Annotated in this window: 14 protein-coding genes; 6 read left to right on the plus strand and 8 right to left on the minus strand. The window is 62.9% G+C overall.

From position 1 onward, the window contains the following. Positions 1 to 46 precede the first annotated feature (46 nt). The 3 genes from ACP7BV_RS05015 to ACP7BV_RS05025 all read right to left on the minus strand — a co-directional run bounded on the left by ACP7BV_RS05015 (position 47) and on the right by ACP7BV_RS05025 (position 3889). Entirely contained in the window at positions 47 to 2578 is a 2532-nt protein-coding gene (locus tag ACP7BV_RS05015; protein WP_426102127.1) for a protein kinase domain-containing protein, read from the minus strand. Positions 2579 to 2679: 101 nt separating this feature from the next. Next, complete coding sequence (locus ACP7BV_RS05020; protein ID WP_426102129.1) at positions 2680 to 3390, minus strand: hypothetical protein; 711 nt, start codon at positions 3388 to 3390, stop codon at positions 2680 to 2682. A 148-nt stretch (positions 3391 to 3538) separates the two neighbouring features. Next, a complete protein-coding gene (locus ACP7BV_RS05025) occupies positions 3539 to 3889 on the minus strand; it encodes a hypothetical protein (protein WP_426102131.1) in 351 nt (116 codons plus the stop codon). Positions 3890 to 4073: 184 nt separating this feature from the next. Between ACP7BV_RS05025 and ACP7BV_RS05030 the strand changes: the two genes are divergently transcribed. Beyond that, positions 4074 to 4601: a hypothetical protein gene (locus ACP7BV_RS05030; protein WP_426102133.1), complete on the plus strand. Its 528-nt coding sequence runs from the start codon at positions 4074 to 4076 to the stop codon at positions 4599 to 4601. Positions 4602 to 4832: 231 nt separating this feature from the next. Here the strand turns inward: ACP7BV_RS05030 and ACP7BV_RS05035 are convergent, their stop codons facing one another. From ACP7BV_RS05035 to ACP7BV_RS05055, 5 genes are all read right to left on the minus strand, one after another. Beyond that, positions 4833 to 5066 (minus strand): hypothetical protein, encoded by a 234-nt coding sequence (locus tag ACP7BV_RS05035; protein ID WP_426102135.1) that lies wholly within the window; start codon positions 5064 to 5066, stop codon positions 4833 to 4835. Positions 5067 to 5097: 31 nt separating this feature from the next. Beyond that, positions 5098 to 7461, minus strand: a complete 2364-nt coding sequence (locus tag ACP7BV_RS05040; RefSeq protein ID WP_426102137.1) for a PAS domain S-box protein — start codon at positions 7459 to 7461, stop codon at positions 5098 to 5100. 133 nt (positions 7462 to 7594) lie between these two features. Next, positions 7595 to 8338, minus strand: coding sequence for a SapC family protein (locus ACP7BV_RS05045; RefSeq protein WP_426102139.1), 744 nt, complete (start codon positions 8336 to 8338; stop codon positions 7595 to 7597). A gap of 159 nt (positions 8339 to 8497) precedes the next feature. Then, positions 8498 to 9886 (minus strand): M16 family metallopeptidase, encoded by a 1389-nt coding sequence (locus ACP7BV_RS05050; protein ID WP_426102141.1) that lies wholly within the window; start codon positions 9884 to 9886, stop codon positions 8498 to 8500. Next, a complete protein-coding gene (locus ACP7BV_RS05055; RefSeq protein ID WP_426102143.1) occupies positions 9886 to 11199 on the minus strand; it encodes a M16 family metallopeptidase in 1314 nt (437 codons plus the stop codon). The genes ACP7BV_RS05050 and ACP7BV_RS05055 overlap by 1 nt, the downstream gene beginning before the upstream one ends. Before the next feature lie 170 nt (positions 11200 to 11369). Here ACP7BV_RS05055 and ACP7BV_RS05060 point away from each other — a divergent pair, with 170 nt between their 5' ends. The 5 genes from ACP7BV_RS05060 to ACP7BV_RS05080 all read left to right on the plus strand — a co-directional run bounded on the left by ACP7BV_RS05060 (position 11370) and on the right by ACP7BV_RS05080 (position 17507). Beyond that, positions 11370 to 11987 carry a LysE family translocator gene (locus ACP7BV_RS05060; RefSeq protein ID WP_426102145.1) on the plus strand — a complete coding sequence of 206 codons (618 nt, stop codon included), beginning with the start codon at positions 11370 to 11372 and terminating at the stop codon, positions 11985 to 11987. 109 nt (positions 11988 to 12096) lie between these two features. Beyond that, positions 12097 to 13098: a hypothetical protein gene (locus ACP7BV_RS05065; protein ID WP_426102149.1), complete on the plus strand. Its 1002-nt coding sequence runs from the start codon at positions 12097 to 12099 to the stop codon at positions 13096 to 13098. Positions 13099 to 13234: 136 nt separating this feature from the next. Continuing rightward, on the plus strand, positions 13235 to 14845 hold the full coding sequence (gene kaiC, locus ACP7BV_RS05070; RefSeq protein ID WP_426102151.1) for a circadian clock protein KaiC: 1611 nt from the start codon (positions 13235 to 13237) through the stop codon (positions 14843 to 14845). After that, positions 14842 to 15189 (plus strand): circadian clock KaiB family protein, encoded by a 348-nt coding sequence (locus tag ACP7BV_RS05075; protein WP_426102153.1) that lies wholly within the window; start codon positions 14842 to 14844, stop codon positions 15187 to 15189. Before kaiC ends, ACP7BV_RS05075 begins: the two co-directional genes overlap by 4 nt. Beyond that, on the plus strand, positions 15186 to 17507 hold the full coding sequence (locus tag ACP7BV_RS05080; RefSeq protein WP_426102155.1) for a putative bifunctional diguanylate cyclase/phosphodiesterase: 2322 nt from the start codon (positions 15186 to 15188) through the stop codon (positions 17505 to 17507). Before ACP7BV_RS05075 ends, ACP7BV_RS05080 begins: the two co-directional genes overlap by 4 nt. The last annotated feature ends 7 nt before the right edge of the window (positions 17508 to 17514 follow it).

The following is a 17514-nucleotide window of genomic DNA, read 5'->3' on the forward strand; positions in this document are numbered from 1 at the left end:
CAGTGACGTAGCAGCAAATGACGAGCCGCCAGTCACGGCACGCGCATCAGTCGTCAGGCAGCTCGCGCGCTCGTCGGCCGCTGCGTTTTTCGCGCTCGCGCTGGCGCAGCACGTCGATCATCACATTGAAGGTGCGCGCCAGGCGGCCGATCTCGTCTGCGCTGGTGACCTTGATGTTGGCGCCCTCGTAGTCGCCTTCCTTGAGCGCGTTGGCGGCCGCAGTCAGGCGCGCAATCGGGCGCACGATGCTGCGCGCGAACAGCACCGCGAGCACCAGGAACAGCACGCCGACCAGCACCACGCTGAACAAAACATTTTGGAACAGCTTGCGCAACGGCGCTTCGAACACGCGGCGCGATTCGCTCACGCCCACCACCCAGTCGTGGCCCTTGACCGGCGCAAAGCCTGCGTGTTCTTCCTCGTCCGACAGCGTCGACACGTAAGTGACGCTGCCGGGCGCCGTGGCGCCCACCAGCGTGCGCGCCAGCTGTGGCATGTGGACGCTGTCGATGTGCTCGCGCGCAAAACGCTTGTCGGCCACGATCCGCTTCTGGGTTGGCGCCGACAGCACGCCCAGGCTGCGATACAGGTTCTTTTCGTCTGGATAGTAGATCAGGATGCCGTCGCCGTCGATCATGAAGGGCACCCGGTCGGTCCCGGCGGTAATCCCCTGCAAAATGTCGGCAATGCTGCTCGCCTTGATGCGCAGGACCACCACGCCCAGCACCTTGTCGGCGCTGTCGACAATCGGATTGGCGTAAAACATGCCCCGCTTGCCGTCGCTCGCGCCGACCAGGATGCCGGTGCGCGCGGCGCGCCCCTTGACCGCCTCTTTAAAATACTCGCGAAAGCCATAGTTGTTGCCTTCGACATTGGGCCCGCTGGCCGCGAGCGCCAGGCCATCGGGGTTCATCAGGAAAATGAGGGCAACGTCGGGGTGGGTCCGGATCAGGTTGCCCATCTTGGCCAGTACCACCTGCTTGCGCGCCGCGTCCGCGCGCCGCAGGTAGTCGATGAATTCGGCCTCGGTGGCCGCGTAGTTGGCCAGGTTCTGGCTATCCTCGACCAGTTGCGCCACCTGGCCGGCGCTGCTGGCGGCAATGCGCTGCAGATTGCGCATTTCGCTGGCCGACACCGCCTTCACCGAACCGTTCAAGTTGTAGTAGGCCGTCATCAGCATCGGCAGCAGCGCGGCGAGCACCATCGCGATCGTCATCTTCAGCACCAGCGGCCAGGAGATCGGATGGGTCACCGCGCGGCCCAGCCGCACGGCGCGCCGCTTGAGCAAGCGCGGCGAGTCGAGCAAGGCGCGCCAGCTCGCGTTGCCCATGCCGATGTCGGCGTCGGTGTCGGTGTTGGTGTCGGTGTCGTCTTCACGCAGCGCGTCGCGCAGCGCCAGGCTGCCCGCGTGGGCGGCGAACAGCTGGCGCGAAAACGCTTGCAGGTTCTGCGGACGGGCCGCAGGGTCGAGCGCCAAGGCCCAGTCGACGGCGCCCAGGAACGCGCCGCTGTAGCGGCCCTGCCCCGCTTCGAGCGCGCTGACCATGGTGGCCGCGCCGCGCTCGCGCTGCGGGGCGGCGGGCGGCTTGGCCCCGGTAACCATCCAGTACAGCGTGGCGCCGAGCGCATAGATGTCGGTCCACGGCCCTTGCGCCGCACCGCCGTACTGCTCGGGCGGCGCGTAGCCGGGCGTGACGACGTCGGCCAGCGTGTCAGCTTGGCCGGCCGCCAGGCGCGCCGCGCCGAAGTCGAGCAGCACCAGGCTGCCGTCGTCCTTGCGCCAGTAGATGTTGTCGGGTTTGACGTCGCGGTGCAAAAAGCCGGCCTGGTGCACCACGGCCAAGCCGTCAAGCAAGGGCTGCAGCAGGCCGAGCAACTCGCTTTCGGCGGTGGCCCTGCACTGCGGCCACCATTGCTTGAGGCTCTGGCCGCGCTCGTATTCGAGCACCATATAAGCGGTGCGGTTGGCTTCGAAAAATCGCGCCACGCGCACGATGTTCGGGTGGCGGAAGGTGGCCAGCGTGCGCGCCTCGACCAGGAAATTATCCAGCCCGTCCTGGTACAGGGTCCCGACTTCGGGGCAGCGCGGCGACACCGACTTGTCGCCCGAGCGCTGCGCCAGTTCGCCCGGCAGGTATTCCTTGATTGCGACCTTGGCGTTCAGGTGCACGTCGGTGGCGAGGTAGGTCACGCCAAAGCCGCCCTGGCCCAGCACGGCGTCGATGCGGTACTCGGCCAGGTGAAAGCCAGGCGCGAGAACCAGGGCGGTTTCGGACGTGGCCGCTTTGCCGGGCGTGGGCTTGCGCGGGTAGAGCACGGTGGCGTCGTCGATGGCCGGGCCAGGGCGGTGCAGGACGGTGGAGTCGTCGTCCAGCGGCGCGCCGGGCATCGGCAACGGCGCCCGGCGCGGTGCAGGCGCAGGCGCAGCCAGGCTGAGCGTGTGGACCGCGCGCAAGCGCCGTTCCATGGCGACGATCTTTTCCAGGGCGGCCACGCGCCGTTCGAGGACGGCAGCGCGTGTGGCAGCCTGTGCCCGCAGCGCCTGGTCCGGTCCGTCGACTGTTTCGCTGTCCGCCATGGAGAACCTTATCAAAAAGTACAGGCGGATGCTAGCATGACGCGCTCTGCCTTTGGCGATTTTCCCGCGTCCGGCGCCAAAACTGGCGGAGCCGTTCCTCGCTATTTACCCAGTAACAGAAGGCTCTGGGTCCATTGGGGCGCCCACGCAAACAGAAAATCATGCGTCTCGAACGCGCGGTTCAGGCGCGAGATGGGCACCCGGTGCACCTCGTTCAATCCAAGCGCGAGCGTGACGGGATTCCACAGCGCCTTGTTCCTCGATTGTTTCGCGCTGCCCTTCACGCGCGCGCCATCGTCCCCGAAAATGCCGCCCGCCTCGGCCAGGGCGCGCTCCAGATCGATCCTGACCATGCCGGCAAAGGCGAGCAAGACCTGTGCACCGCTGATGCCATCGCGCGATTCCCGGGCTGGCTCGACTTTGACCGGCTGCGCTTCGGCGGCGCGCTTGCATTGCGCGGCGAGGCGCTCCAGGTCTTTCTTGAGGAAGCGCAGCTCGTGCAGCGCGCGCCGAAAGCCGGGCGGCGGCAACGTGGCGACAATCTTGTAGGCATCCTTGGTCATGGTGATCAGCACATCGTCGCTGCCCGCAGCCAGGCGGGCAATATCCTGCTCGAAAAAGATCGGCGCGGCGTACCCGCCGTTGGCGTCGCCAAACAAGGCGGCATGCGCGGCATCAAAGTCGAGCCAGACGTAGGGCGTGACGCCATGCTCGAGCAGGCGGGCCAGGCTCCACGGCGAGCCGGTCTGGTGAGCCAGCCAGGCGCTGGCCTGTTCAACGGTGGCCCGGAAAGGGAGTTCGGAAATCGTCATGGCGTGTCTTTCGCTAGGCAAACAGCCGACACTCTGCCCTAGTTGGGCCGATTTGGAAAGGGCGCGCCCCCGGGCCGGCGCTGGCAGCCGGTCGGGCTCGACGATGCCGGACCGGTCATGTCCATTCCCGGCTCGCTTTCTTCACGTCTTAGGCAAACAGGTCGATGGTGCGGCCCAGCGGCGACGACTTGGCTGCCTGGGAAACGCTGCCGGCGGACGAGGCGAGCGATGCAGCCGGCTCGGTTTTGCCCGTTGCCAGCAGCGCCTGGCGCCGTTCGCCGGCCTGGTCGGAGTGCGCGATGCGCTGTTCAACCTGGCTGATCTTGCCGCGGATGGCGTCGATTGCCGCCTTGCCCTGTGGCGTTTGGGCGGTGGCGCAATTGATGCATTCGGATAGTTGCTGCTGCAATCGCTGCAGTTGCGCCAGCAAGGCGGCAGCCACCGGGGCGACGTCGGCGATATCGGTGGCGCCAGCAGTGGATCCGGCAAGGGGCGACATGTCTTTCTTTCGGCGGGCAGTGCAAGCAAGCGCGACTGCGGTGGTTCATCTTAGCACCGGGCGCAAACGAGCGACGCGCATGCCTTTGCGGCAATCGGACGCTTTCCAATGAGCAGTGGAGCGAGGGGGTAAAAACCGGGCGATAATGGTGCGATTAGGAAACTTGGCAGCGATAGAGGATGAAATGAAATATTTAATGGCGTTTGCCGTGCTCGCGCTGGTCTCCCGGCTCGGTTTTGCCACTGGAAACGTGGCGGTGGCGCACCACAAGCTGCTGACGTGGCCGGGAATGAACCCGGTGCAGTTTGGCTGTTACGTCGAAAAGACCTTTGGCGTCAGGGACAAGCGTTTTAACTGCAGCGCCAAGCCTTACGTCGCCGGTGGCAACCCGTGCACGGCTGCCGACGCGTATGAAGAAGGTCCTGCCTTTCCGGATGCGGCTGCGGCGAAGATCCACCCCGACATCAAGACCATCGACCTGAGCTGGGAGCACGGCGACCTGCAGCAAATTTCGGTCGATTTCAAGCGCAAACTGAGCCGCAAGGAGATCGCCACGATTCTATCGTTGCCGGAAAACTTCGAAGTGCCGCAGGAAAAGATGAAGTTTATCCGCATCTACATCCAGGAATGCAGCAGCGATGGCAGTTGCCTGGGCATTCAGATGTTCGACCATCAGGGTGCGGGCGACATCGATTGCGGCGATGTGAAGTGAGGCCGGTGCATGGGGCCCGCTGACGATGGTGGTGAGAACTAAGGCCATCGGCTCTATGGGTACCCGCGTGCGCGAGTACGCTATTGTTCTCGATTTCGGTTCGCAAACTTCGCGATTTCTGTCGGGCCGACCGAAACGGGTTTTACTGCACCCTCGTGCGCGAGGACGATGTTAATGAAAATATTGGTGAAATACACAGCGCGGTCCTTGTACCATGGGACCGCAGCCACGCTACTCCGGCGTCGACGGATCGGCGTCGCCCCCCGGATGCGCCAGCGCCTGTTGCTCCAGCTCGGCGTCGGAGACCAGCGGTACGCCTTCGGCCGGCGCTATTTCTGGTGCGAACGGCTGGCCCGTCGCGCTATCTGCCGCCGGCGGCGGGTTGGCCAAATCCAGCACCGATTCAATGGCGTGTTCGATCTGGACGGTGAGGTCATCGTCTTGCGGGTGCGTATTGCTGGTCATGGTGGCGCCTTTGTTGGGGTTAGTCATTTGACTATGCCCTATTTCTGCCAAACGAGGCAACACGCGTGCATCCGCCCTGCTTTAAAGCGATTTTTTCCAGCAGCGCCAGCAATTTGCGGGTGTCGACCGGTTTGATGAAATGGTGGTCGAAACCGGCTTCGGCCGTATTGCGACGATCGCTTTCCTGGCCATAGCCAGTGATGGCGACCAGCACGCAGGCCCCTGTGCGCGGATGCTGGCGCAGGCGCCGGGCCAGCTCGTTGCCATCCATTTCAGGCAGGCCGATGTCGAGCAGGCAGGCGTCAAAGGTTTGCCGCTCGATGCATGCCAGCGCGTGGTCGGCGCCATGGACCACCGTCACCGCGTGGTCCGACGCTTCGAGCAGCATGCCGAGCATCAGGGCCGCGTCGACATTGTCGTCGACCAGCAGCACCCGCAAGGGCACGTGCTGTTTCTCGTCAAGCGGCAAGCCTTCGCAGGCTGCATCCGGCCCGCCCCGCAGCGCCAGGCGCGGCAGCGCGACGCGAAACGTACTGCCCTGCCCCGCTCCGGCGCTGTAGCAGCTCACCGAGCCGCCGTGCAGCTCGACCAGGTTCTTGACCAGCGCCAGGCCCAGGCCCAGCCCGCCGGAAGAGCGGTCCGGCGTGTGCTCGGCCTGGGTGAACAGGTCGAACACACGGGCGGCCAGCTGGCGCTCGATGCCGATGCCATTGTCGCTGACCGTCAGCAGCACCATGTCCTGGTCGACTTCGGTACGCAGCACAATGGCGCCGCCGGCCGGCGTGTACTTGGCCGCATTGTTAAGCAGGTTGGAGACGATCTGCACCAGGCGCTTGTTGTCGCCCATTACGGTCGTGACGGCCGGCGTCAGGTGCAGGGCCAGCGCGTGCTGCTTGTTGCGGATTAGCGGGCTGGCCTGTTCGACGGCGTCGGTAACGATATGGCGCATGTCGAGCGCCACCTTGTCGAGCGTGACCAGGCCGCGCGTGACGCGCGAGACATCGAGCAGGTCGTCCACCAGGTGGGTCATGTGCGACACCTGGCGGCTGATGATTTCGCTGGTCTGGCGCACCCGCGCGGCATCCGACTTGCCCAGCTTGAGCAGTTCGGCGGCAGCGCCAATCGGGGCCAGAGGATTGCGCAGCTCGTGCGCCAGCATGGCCAGGAATTCATCCTTGCGGCGGTCGGCGTCGCGCAGGTTTTCTTCGGCTTGCTTGCGCTCGCTGATGTCGGCAATCGTCCCCACCAGGTAGGCGCCGGCGTTGGGCCGCGGCTGGCTGCGCCCGTACAGCTCAACCCAGCGCACCTGGCCGTCGCGCCGAAGAATGCGCCCCTCAAACTTGAAGCGGCGGTCTTCGGCCAGCGTGACCGAGACCGCATGCTCGAAGGCGGCAATGTCGTCCGGGTGCAGGAAAGTGGCGGCAAATTGCGCGGCGTCGACCGGGCCGCTGGAAGTGGGAATGCCCAGAATCTGGTAGCCGCGTGCGTTTTCCCACGTAACATTGCCCGTTTCCGGCTCCCACGCCCACAGGCCCAGTTCGGCGGCGTCGGTTGCCACGCGCAATCGCTCGGCACTCGATTGCAGCGCTTTCTGGTTTTGCTTGCGCTCGGTGATATCGGCAAAGGTGACGACCGCGCCCGCTTGCCCGCCCTCGCCGGCCATGGGCGCCACCGCGTAAGAGACGGCAATGGCGCGCCCATCCTTGTGCCAGAACACTTCGTCCTCGATGCGCACGGCGGCGCCTTCCCGCACCGCCTTTGCCAGCCGGCATTCTTCCCACGGATAGGCGCTGCCGTCGGCATGGTGATGGTGCACCACGCTGTGCAACTGGCGCCCGATCAGTTCAGCCGGCTCATAGCCGAGCATCTGGGCACCGGCGCGGTTGATGAAGGTGCAGATATGGCCCGGCCCGATGCCATAGATGCCCTCGCTGGACGACTCGAGCAGCAGTGAAAACCGCTCATGGCTGGCGCGCAGTTCGTCATTGGCGCGGCGCACTTCGGTGACGTCGCGCGAAATCGCCAGGATTTTCTCGACCTGCCCGCCGGCACCGAGCACCGGCGTGACGATCACGTCCCACCATTTGGGCGTCGCTTTGGCGGTCGGACAGTAGGCTTCGAAGCGGCCGGTGCGCCCGGCGCGCGCGTCGGCCAGCGCAGTGCAGATGGCGCCGCTGGACGCTTGCGGCCACAGGCTTGCCCACGCCCGCCCGGCAACGCTGCTGAAATCGTCAATTTCCATCAGGCACTGACCATTTTTATTCATCGACAACACGCAGCCGTCGGGATCGAGCATCTTGACGCAATCGTTGCTGCTTTCAAAGATCGCAGTGCCGATGTCGGTCACGGTGACGGTCGCGCCGGTGTCAGCGCCGTGCGGGATGGGATCGAGCATGGAAATGGGTGTTTCCTGTAGAGCAAATGGCGTGGCGGACGGCACGCTCGTCTGTTGCGCAGATTGTACGGTATTGACGCGCCCGTTCGATTGGATGAGCCCGGCTACCGACCGTGACGAACCATGACCTGCTTCAGCTTTGCGGCGAATGGCGTTCCTCCATGCGCACGGCCAAGTGGGGAATTTGCTTGAGCGACAACAGATGGGCATGCGCCAGGGCCATGTCGCCGCTGCGCACCATGGCCAGCACGGTGGCGTCGTCAAGCGTGGCCAGCTTTTCTGCATCGATGATGACGACGCCTTCCACCACCAGCTTATTGCCATTTCGCAAGACCTCGAACGAACGCGCCGTCAGCAGGCCGAGGGTGGACAGGCGTTCGGCAAAAGCGTTGGTGTTGAGCATTTCGGCGTGAAAATGTTGCAAGAAGTCGATGGCGGCAGCCAGCAGTGGCGTTTCCTTGCCTTGCGTGTCGAACAGGGGCTGTCCTGCCGCTTCGTTCAGGCCGGCAAATGCTTCGTCGATGCAAACGGTCATCTCCGGCTCGCCGTCGCCGCCACCGCCGGACAGCACAAAGGGATAACGGCGCACAAAGGCTGGCACATAGCTGCCCGCATCCCATTTACCGGCCGCATCGACAAACAGATTTTCGGCGTTGTTCAAACCCACCATGGCGGCCAGCGTGTACGGCCCGCCATCATTGCCGACAAACACAAGCGGATAGCTTGCTGCCGCGTCGATCAGTTCCGTGCTGGCGAGCAGCAGCGAATTGGTATGCGCCGCGAAAAGGTAATTGCTCTTGCCTGTGTCGAGCTTGAGGTTGCGATGGTGTTTACGATTGAGCGCGGCCGGCCGCTGATAAAAGTTCGTCGATGACACGTTGATTTTTCTTAGACATTACGTAGATCGGAAACGACATTCTCCAAGGTAACGTGAACTAAGCCCGGAAACAACTGTTTTCCGCAAATAAGCCAGCACCAAGCGCCACGGCCACCCCGGGGTCAGTTCCCCCATTGCGATGGGAACTGGTTGGGGGGTTTATTGTGCGGGCTGGAAGCCGTCGGCGTTGATGTCGAGCTCGGTGACTTCGCCGTACTTGGCAGCCACCTTGCGGATGTCGACAGCCTTGCCGATCAAAACCATTTGCAACTTGTCGCGCGGGAAGTGCTTGTCGATCAACACCTTGGCGCGCGCCGGGGTCAGGCTGTCGACGTCTTTGCCGAAGTTGTCGATCTGCTCGCGCCCCACGTTCGAGACGTACATCTCGCCCAGCAGCGTAGCGAGCTGCTGGCTTGTTTCAAAGCGCGATGGAAACTGGCCCTTGACGTAGGCTTTGGCCGAGTCGAGCGTGGCCGCGTCGATTCCCTTGTCCCACAGCCGCTGGTACGTCTTGAGCGCAAGCGCCAGCGCCGGCTCGGTGCTGGGCGAGGCGGTAAAGCTCGAGATGCCGAACGTGCCCGTTTGCGACAGCGTGCCGAACTCGCTGCGCGCACCATAGGTCAAACCCGAATTGACGCGCAATTCGTCGTTCAGCCATGAGGTAAAGCGCCCGCCCAGCACGGTATTGAGCACTTGCAGGGGCACATAATCCGGGTCGTTGCGGGCAATGCCGGCGCCGCCGATCAAAAATGTCGTCTCGGTGGCGTCAGCTTTATTGATTAGCCATACGCGCGCCTTGTCGGCCTTGACCTTGCCGTTTTGCTGGGCGGCAGGTGCGGCGCCGCTCGCCGTCCACTGGCCAAACAGTGCGCTGATTCGCGCGCGCATCTCGGCCGTCTTGAAGTCGCCCACCACGATGATGGCGGCATTGTCGGGACGATAGTAGCGCCGCTGGAACTCCTGCACGTCCTGGCGCGTGATGGCGCTCATGCTGGCAACGGTGCCGGCCGGCGGGTTGGCGTAGGCGCCATCGCCAAACAGCATGCCCCGGTAGTACGACTTGACGACATTGCGCGGCGCTTCCTTCGCTTGCTTCAAGCCCAGTACCTTGCGTTCGCGCAGCTTGTCGAGTTCGGCGGCGTCCAGGCGCGGCTGCTGCACGATGTCGGCCAGCATCGGCAGCAAGAGCGCGGCGTCGTCGCGGGCGAAACTGGCAACCAGCGCCGATTGCTCTTCATTGCTGGCACCGCCCAGGGTGGCGCCATGAAAATCGAACACTTGGTCGATGGTCGCCTTGGCGTGTTTGCTGCTGCCAAGCAGCAAGGCGTCGCCGGCCAGGTTGGCCAGGCCGCGCTTGCCGGCATCATTGACCGCACCTGCCTTGAGCACAGCGCTCACCGCGATCAGCGGCGCTTCGTGGCGCTCCATCAGGTACACGGTCAGGCCGTTGGGCAGGCGCGTGGTCTCGAACGGGGGCAGGCGGAACTCGGCCGCGCCGGTGCCGGCGCTGGCGGCGACCAGGCTCACGGCAACTAGGTGCTTGATCATCAATCCTCCTTGGCAGCGAGCACGCCAACGGTGCGCTGCGATTTGGTCAGGTAGGTGGCGGCGACACGCTTCAGGTCGGCCACGGTCAACTTGCGGGATTGCTCGGGCGCGTCGAACATTTTTTTGTAGTCGCCAAAGAACACTTCATAGTTGCCCAGCTGCTGGGCTTTGCCGTTGATCGTTTCTTGATTGCGATAAATGCCCACCAGCTTTTGGTTTTTGACCTTCTGCAACTCGTCCTCGGTGACGCCCTTGTTGATCACCCGGGAAACTTCGTCCAGCATTGCTTTTTCAAGCTGGGCCGGCGTGACCTTGGCCCCGGCCACGGCAAACAGGTACAGCAAGCCCGGATCGAAACCGTCGATGCCGTCGGCGCCAACCGTCGTTGCCAATTGCTGGTCGACCAACGCCCTGTACAGGCGCGACGACTTGCCGTCCACCAAAATGCTTTGCAGTACGTTGAGGGCGTAATAGTCGGCGTAACCAATCGGCGGCACCTTGTAGGCAATCATCAGATTGGGCGAGGTGACCGACGCCTTGGCCACGAATACGCGCCGTTCGCCCTTTTGCGGCGGCTCGACGGTGCGCACGGGAGGCGGCAGCGCGCGCTTGGCGATCTGGCCGAAATACTTGCTTGCCAGTGCCTGCACCTGGTCGGCCTTGACGTCGCCCACCACGACGGCCACGGCGTTATTGGCGGAATAATACACATTGAAGTAGCGCTTCAAGTCGTCCAGCGTCCAGGCCTTGATGTCCGACTCGTGCCCGATCACGGGCCACGAGTACGGGTGGGCCTGGAAAGCGACGCCGTTGATTTCTTCCTGCAACAGGCGCACGTTGGAGTTTTCCAGGCCGGTGCTGCGCTCGGACAGCACCACGCCGCGCTCGCTCTCGACGACCTTGGGATCGATGGCCAGGTTGGCGATGCGGTCGCTCTCCAGCGCAAAAATGGTTTCCAGCGATGCCGCCGGGAACCAGTCCTGGTACACCGTCACATCGTTGCTGGTGTAAGCGTTGTTGCTGCCGCCCTTCGCTTCCATCACCCGGTCGAACTGCTTGGGCCCGTAGTGTTTCGAGCCGTTGAACATCATGTGCTCAAAAAAGTGCGACAGCCCCGTGGTGCCCGGCGCCTCGTTGCGCGAGCCGACTTTCCAGAACGTGTACATATTCGCATTGGGAATGGTGCTGCTAACAAGCACGATGAACTTCATCCCGTTGGGCAAGGTGAACGTCTTTACTTCGCTGGCGCTGAGCGCGTGCGCGCCACTAGCCGCACCGAGCAGCAAGACGGCGGCCATGATTTTCCACTTCATGTTCTTCCCTTCAAAAAACCTGTTTTGAATGCAATGGCAAAGAATACGGTATCCGGCAAGGGATGGATAGTGCGGGATAGTGCGGGATAGCGCGCAGCAAAACGGCGTTGGCAGGCAGATACACGGGCTGTCGCGTTACACTGGTGACAATCGGCTGCCACTTTGACACCATGAACTTGCCCACGCTCGCCCTCTTTATTCCCGCCTGCCTCGCCCTGAACATGGCGCCCGGGCCGAACAACCTGCTCTCGCTGGGCAACGCCACGCACTACGGCTTTACCCGCTCATGCGCGGCCGGCCGCGGTCGTCTGGCGGCGTTTGCACTCATGCTGCTGCTCACTTCGGCCGGGCTGTCGGTGCTCTTCAACGCCTCCGTCATGCTGTTCATGGCGATCAAGGTGCTCGGCGCGCTGTACCTGTTCTACCTTGCCTTCCAGCTATGGACCAGCCAGCCGGTGCCAACTAACGGCGTGCAGTTGCCGGCCAAGGGATTGGCGGCGCTGGCCCGGCAAGAGTTTTTTGTGGCGGCGGGCAATCCAAAGGCAATCCTGATCTTCACCGCTTTTCTGCCGCAGTTCGTCAACCCGGCCGCGCCCACCGGCATGCAGTTCGCCGTGCTCGGCGCCTTGTTCCTGCTGCTTGAATTGCTCGCCATTGCTGCCTACGCCTACATGGGCGTCTCCCTGCGCCGCTGGTTTGCCCACGCTCGCGGACAGCGCATTTTCAACCGCAGTTGCGCGGCGCTGCTGGCCGCCGCCGGCACTGGGCTGCTCGCCGCGCGCCGCTAAACGGCGCCGCTCAAGCCACCGGTTTTGCTTACCATTTTCAATTGAACCAGGCCCCAACAGGCGTATGCTGAAGTTTCACATCAGAAATACGCCTTGTTCAGGAGCCATCATGTCCGTCGATCTGTCCAAACTTGCTTCGCAAATAGCCCTGTTCAAGGGCCAAGGCGTCACGTCGCTGTTCGACAAGCCGAGTTCCTCCTGGGAATTTGACCCGCTCGGGCGCGCCGCTGGCGATGCGCGCTTTTCCAACGGACTGGGTAACGCCCTGTTCGAGCGCGGCGGCGCGTCAGATAACAGCGGCGATCCGCTTGCCGGCATGCCCTCGTTCGGCAATTTGATGGACCAGTTCAGCGCGTCGCTGCGCCAGGACCAGTTGCCAACCTCAACGACGCCCACGGCGCTCGACGCGGCCGGCAACTTCAGCCGCCCCGGCCAGAACATGGTGACGGTGCTCAACCGCGTCGAAGTGACCTTCAAGGCGCAGTTTTCGGAACTGGGGGAAATGCGCCACAGCCTGGTGAGCGAACAGGCGGCGGCCAAACAACTGGGCGCACTGGGCCCCGGCAGCAGCGCAGCCGATATCAAGGCCGAACTCACCCGTTTCGTGAGCAGCTACAACGCCGGCGTGAACCGTTTTGCGCCGGCAGTGGACAAGGGCGGCATCCTGGAAGGCAGCTGGGAAGCCGGGCGCGCCCGCTTTGCCACCCGGCGCGATATCGGCTATAGCTTGAACGGCGCCGACGTCGGCATCAAGGGCGACCTGGCCCAGCTGGGCATCACGACCGATCCCAAGACCGGCCTGGCCGCCATCGACGACGCCAGGCTCGACGGCGCCTTGACCCGTGACCGGGGCCATGTGCTGGCCTCCGTTACCGCGTTCGCCAATACCTTCGTGACGACGGTTGATTTTCTTAATGCCAAGGACCACGGCCAGCAGCGGCAAATGGCCAACCTCGACCGCGCCGTGCACTGGATTGGCGAGCACAAGGCGGCCGTGCAAAAGGAATTCGGCGCCGGCGCGGCAGCCACGCCGAACGCGGCCTTCGCCAAGGCGGCGGCCCATTATGACGAGATGGCTCGGCTCGACGGGCCACCGGTCAAGCCGGCCTGACGCGCGGCGCTGCGGCGCTGCCCGCAGTCCGTTTTTTTGCGCGGCTGTCCGAACTTCGTCTGCACCCAAAAGTCATACTTTGTCAAGGTTCCACGTTTTAAGGTGTGGTCATGTATCCAGTCGTGTTTGTTCCCAAATGCAACTAAGTAAAGCAAAGACAGGCATTATTGGCCTGGATGAACTGACCGGTGGCGGTCTGCCCAAGGGCCGTCCAACGCTCGTGTGCGGACCTGCCGGATGCGGCAAGACGCTGTTGGGAATGGAGTTTCTGGTGCGCGGTGCGCTTGAATTTGGCGAACCGGGCGTCTTTATGGCGTTCGAGGAAACCGTCGCCGACCTCACCACCAACGTCGCTTCGCTCGGGTTCGACTTGGACGACCTGGTCGCCCGGCGTATGCTGGCAGTCGATTTCGTACGCGTGGCGCGCAGCGAACTGGAACAATGCGGCGAATACGACCTCGAAGGCCTGTTCGTCCGGCTCGCTTTCGCCATCGACAGCATCGGCGCCAAGCGGGTCGTGCTGGACACGGTGGAAGCGCTGTTTCTGGGCCTGCACGACCCTGCCATCTTGCGCGCCGAGCTGCAACGCCTGTTTCGCTGGCTCAAGGACAAGGGCGTCACGGCCATTGTTACCGGCGAGCGAGGCGATCAGGCCGGCAGCTTGACGCGCCAGGGACTGGAGGAATACGTGTCCGACTGCGTCATCGTGCTCGACAACCCTGTCACCAACCTGATTTCATCGCGCCGGCTACGCGTGGTCAAGTATCGCGGTTCTACCCACGGCAATAACGAATACCCGTTCCTGATCGACAGTAACGGCATTTCGTTGCTGCCAATCACATCGCTGGGGCTGGAGCACGAGGCCAGTGTCGAACGGGTGCCCAGTGGCGTGGCAGGTCTGGACGACATGCTCGGCGGGGACGGCTATTACCGCGGCAGCAGCGTGCTGGTGTCGGGCACGGCTGGCACTGGCAAGAGCAGCTTCGCTGCCCATTTCGCCGCCGCCTGCCGTCGCGGCGCGCGCGTGCTGTACTTCGCGTTTGAAGAGTCGCCCGCCCAGATCATGCGCAACATGGCCGCAATCGGCCTGGACCTGCGCCCGGCCTTCGACGGCGCAATGCTGCGCTTCCATGCGTCGCGTCCTACCCTGACCGGGCTTGAAATGCATTTGGCTATCATGTTCCGTCAAATAGCATTGTTCGATCCGCAGGTCGTCATTGTCGATCCGCTCAACAGCTTCGTCAACGCCGGCAATGCCAACGACGTCAAGCTGATGCTGCTACGCCTGGTGGACTCGCTCAAGCGCCAGCAGATCACGGGGTTTTTTACCAGCCTGACCGCCGGCGGGAAAGCGCTTGAGCAGACCGACATCGACATTTCCTCGCTGATCGATACCTGGCTGCTGGTGCGCGACCTTGAGAGCGGCGGCGAACGCAATCGGGCACTATCGATTTTGAAATCGCGCGGCATGGCCCATTCGAATCAGATCCGCACGTTTTTCCTTACCGCCGACGGCATCGCCTTGAACGCCGACCAGCGTCAGCGCGACCAAGATATTGCCCGCATGCAGAGCGAACTGAATAGCAAAAGGGCTGCGATGGAATCGACCCTGTCCGCCATCCGCGCCGACTTCGCGCTCCAGGAGGCCGCAGCGTTAAGCGCAATCGAGCAAGAACTGGTTAGTCAGGATAACTTGGCTACCATCCACCGCCAGCGGGTCCACCTGCGCACGGACGGCCGCCCATGAACCAGATCGGCAGTGACAATGCCGGGCGCAGCGATGCCGATGCCGCCTCCGTCCCAGATGCTGACCAATGGACGCTGCGTCTGTACGTCGCCGGCCGCGGTCCGCGTTCGCTACGCGCGGTGGCAAATATTCACAAGATTTGTGCTGACAGGCTTGACGGGCGCTACCGGCTCGAAGTGATTGACCTGTATCAGCAGCCGCAGCTCGCACAGGGCGAGCAAATCGTCGCCCTGCCGTCGCTCATCAAGCGCCTGCCCCAGCCGCTGCAGATGATCATCGGCGACATGTCCAACGCGGACCATATCGTGCTTGGGCTGGGCTTGCAGGAGAGAGAAGCATTATGAAAGCAAGCAAGTCACGCTTTGGCACGCGTAAGCCAGTCGGCGCCGGGCTGGCCCTTGACGGCGTGCCCGGCGCCGGCAACGGCACCGTCCACCTGAGCGCGGGGCAGCTCAGGCAGACCGTGCGCGCCATTCGCAATGGCAAGGTCGATGCGCTGTTCGTGTCCGGACGCCAAGGCGAATGGATGTTCACGCTCAGCGGCGCCGACCACGCTTACCGCGTGCTCATTGAAGACATGTCCGAAGGGGCGCTGACGCTGACCGCCGACGGTATCGTCACGTATGCCAACCGGCGCTTCGCCGAACTGCTTGAGGTGCCGCTGCATCAAGTAATCGGTTCGCGCATCGAGGCATGGTTCGCAAGCGACAGCCACCGAGCCCTGCACGCGCTGTTGGCCGACGGCCTGGGCACCAAGCGCAGCGTTGAACTCGACCTGCTGACCGCCGCCAGGCGGCGTGTTCCGGTGATGTTATCGAGTAGCCCATTGATCCTCGAGGGCATGCCGAACGCGATCTGCATGGTCGCCACCGACCTGACCGGGCAAAAGCGCAGCGAGGCGGCGATTGAAGCGCGCCAGAGCCTGCTTAAAGCACTTGAAGAGCAGCAGCGCACCGAAGAAGACCTGCGCCAGAGTCTGGAAACCTTGCGTTTGCATGACAGCGCTTTGGGCGCCATTTCCCAAGGGGTAGTCATCACCGATCCGCAACATCGCATCACTTACGTCAACCGCGCGTTTGAAAACATGACCGGCTACACCAGCGCCGAGGTGCTGGGCCGTGCGTCGAGCATTCTCCAGGGGCCCGATACCAACGGCGAAACACTGCGCGACAAGGACGAGGCGCTGCGCACGTCGCACGCGTTTCACTGCGAGTTGCTGTGTTATCGCAAGGATGGCAGCACCTTCTGGAACGAACAGTCGATCACACCCGTGTTCGACACGGACGGCGTGGCGGCCCAGTTCGTGCGGGTGTTGCGCGATATTACCCAGCGTAAAAAAGGCGAGAATGAAATCCGCCGCCTGGCCCACTATGACCAACTGACAGGTTTGCCCAATCGCAGCCTGTTCCGCGACCAGCTGGCGCGGGAAATTAAACGCTCCACGCGCACTGGCTTGCCGATCGCGCTGTTTTTCATCGACCTCGACGGTTTCAAGGAAGTGAACGACCGGCTGGGCCACGACGCCGGCGACCAGCTGCTGCAGCTGGCCGCCCAGCGGATCAGCGTCAGCGTGCGCGAGACCGACATGGTAGCGCGCATCGGCGGCGACGAGTTCACCGTCATCCTTAGCGGCATCAATACGCTGGTCAACGTCGAACTGATCGCGCGCGAAATCATTGACGAACTGGCCAGACCCTACCTTGTTTGCGGCAAGGACATCCAGATTTCCGCCAGCGTGGGCATTACTTTGTTTCCGCAGGATGCCAACACGGCCGAAGACCTGATCAAAAATGCGGACCAGTCGATGTACGAAGCAAAAAAAGCGGGACGCGGCCAATTTAACTTTTTCACCAGCGCCATGCAGGAGGCTGCCTGGGCGCGCCTGAAGACACTCGACGCGCTGCGCTTTGCGCTGCCGCTGCGCCAATTGTCGGTGTATTACCAGCCCATTGTCGAACTCGTCAGCGGGCGCATCTTGAAGGCAGAAGCCCTGGTGCGCTGGCATCATCCGCAAAATGGTCTGGTGTTTCCCGACGAATTCATCAGTTTGGCGGAGGAAACCGGATTAATTGGCGGCATTGACGAGTGGGTGCTGGGCGAAGCGCTGGCCGATGCGAACGCATGGCGTCTGATGTTCGGCGAATCCATACAAATCAGCGTCAACCGTTCGCCAATTGAATTCATGAGCAAGGAACCGATGAAAGTACTCGACACCCATTTCGCCTCGCTTGGCTTGGCACAGATCTCGTTTGAAATTACCGAGGGCATCTTGCTGTGCGACTCGCCGTGCGTAATGGAGCGGCTCAGCAATTTAACAGCGGCCGGCGTTCAGCTAGCCATTGATGACTTCGGCACTGGCCATTCGTCGATGGCGTACCTAAAAAAATTTCATGTGAACTACCTCAAGATTGATCAGTCTTTTGTACGCGACATGACCACCAACGAAGACAGCCGCACAATCGTCGAAACGATCATCATGATGGCCCATAAGCTGGGCTTGAAAGTCATCGCCGAAGGGGTTGAAACGGCCGAGCAGCGCGACTGGCTGCGCGAGGCCACTTGCGACTTTGCGCAAGGCTATCTGTTTTCGCAAGCAGTATCGGCGCCGGAATTTGAGAAGTTGCTCAGGCAAGACAAGCTGTTGCACACGCTGCCGGCCTAAGCGACAC

It is taken from the genome of Massilia sp. TSP1-1-2 (assembly GCF_049896185.1).
In the GTDB taxonomy this organism is placed as follows: domain Bacteria; phylum Pseudomonadota; class Gammaproteobacteria; order Burkholderiales; family Burkholderiaceae_D; genus Telluria_A.

Bases quoted from the DNA above. Each gene is read 5' to 3' on its own strand.
- ACP7BV_RS05015 (WP_426102127.1), bottom strand. From the start codon at position 2,578: ATGGCGGACAGCGAAACAGTCGACGGACCGGACCAGGCGCTGCGGGCA.
- ACP7BV_RS05020 (WP_426102129.1), bottom strand. From the start codon at position 3,390: ATGACGATTTCCGAACTCCCTTTCCGGGCCACCGTTGAACAGGCCAGC.
- ACP7BV_RS05025 (WP_426102131.1), bottom strand. From the start codon at position 3,889: ATGTCGCCCCTTGCCGGATCCACTGCTGGCGCCACCGATATCGCCGAC.
- ACP7BV_RS05030 (WP_426102133.1), top strand. From the start codon at position 4,074: ATGAAATATTTAATGGCGTTTGCCGTGCTCGCGCTGGTCTCCCGGCTC.
- ACP7BV_RS05035 (WP_426102135.1), bottom strand. From the start codon at position 5,066: ATGACCAGCAATACGCACCCGCAAGACGATGACCTCACCGTCCAGATC.
- ACP7BV_RS05040 (WP_426102137.1), bottom strand. From the start codon at position 7,461: ATGCTCGATCCCATCCCGCACGGCGCTGACACCGGCGCGACCGTCACC.
- ACP7BV_RS05050 (WP_426102141.1), bottom strand. From the start codon at position 9,886: ATGATCAAGCACCTAGTTGCCGTGAGCCTGGTCGCCGCCAGCGCCGGC.
- ACP7BV_RS05055 (WP_426102143.1), bottom strand. From the start codon at position 11,199: ATGAAGTGGAAAATCATGGCCGCCGTCTTGCTGCTCGGTGCGGCTAGT.
- ACP7BV_RS05060 (WP_426102145.1), top strand. From the start codon at position 11,370: ATGAACTTGCCCACGCTCGCCCTCTTTATTCCCGCCTGCCTCGCCCTG.
- ACP7BV_RS05065 (WP_426102149.1), top strand. From the start codon at position 12,097: ATGTCCGTCGATCTGTCCAAACTTGCTTCGCAAATAGCCCTGTTCAAG.
- kaiC (WP_426102151.1), top strand. From the start codon at position 13,235: ATGCAACTAAGTAAAGCAAAGACAGGCATTATTGGCCTGGATGAACTG.
- ACP7BV_RS05075 (WP_426102153.1), top strand. From the start codon at position 14,842: ATGAACCAGATCGGCAGTGACAATGCCGGGCGCAGCGATGCCGATGCC.
- ACP7BV_RS05080 (WP_426102155.1), top strand. From the start codon at position 15,186: ATGAAAGCAAGCAAGTCACGCTTTGGCACGCGTAAGCCAGTCGGCGCC.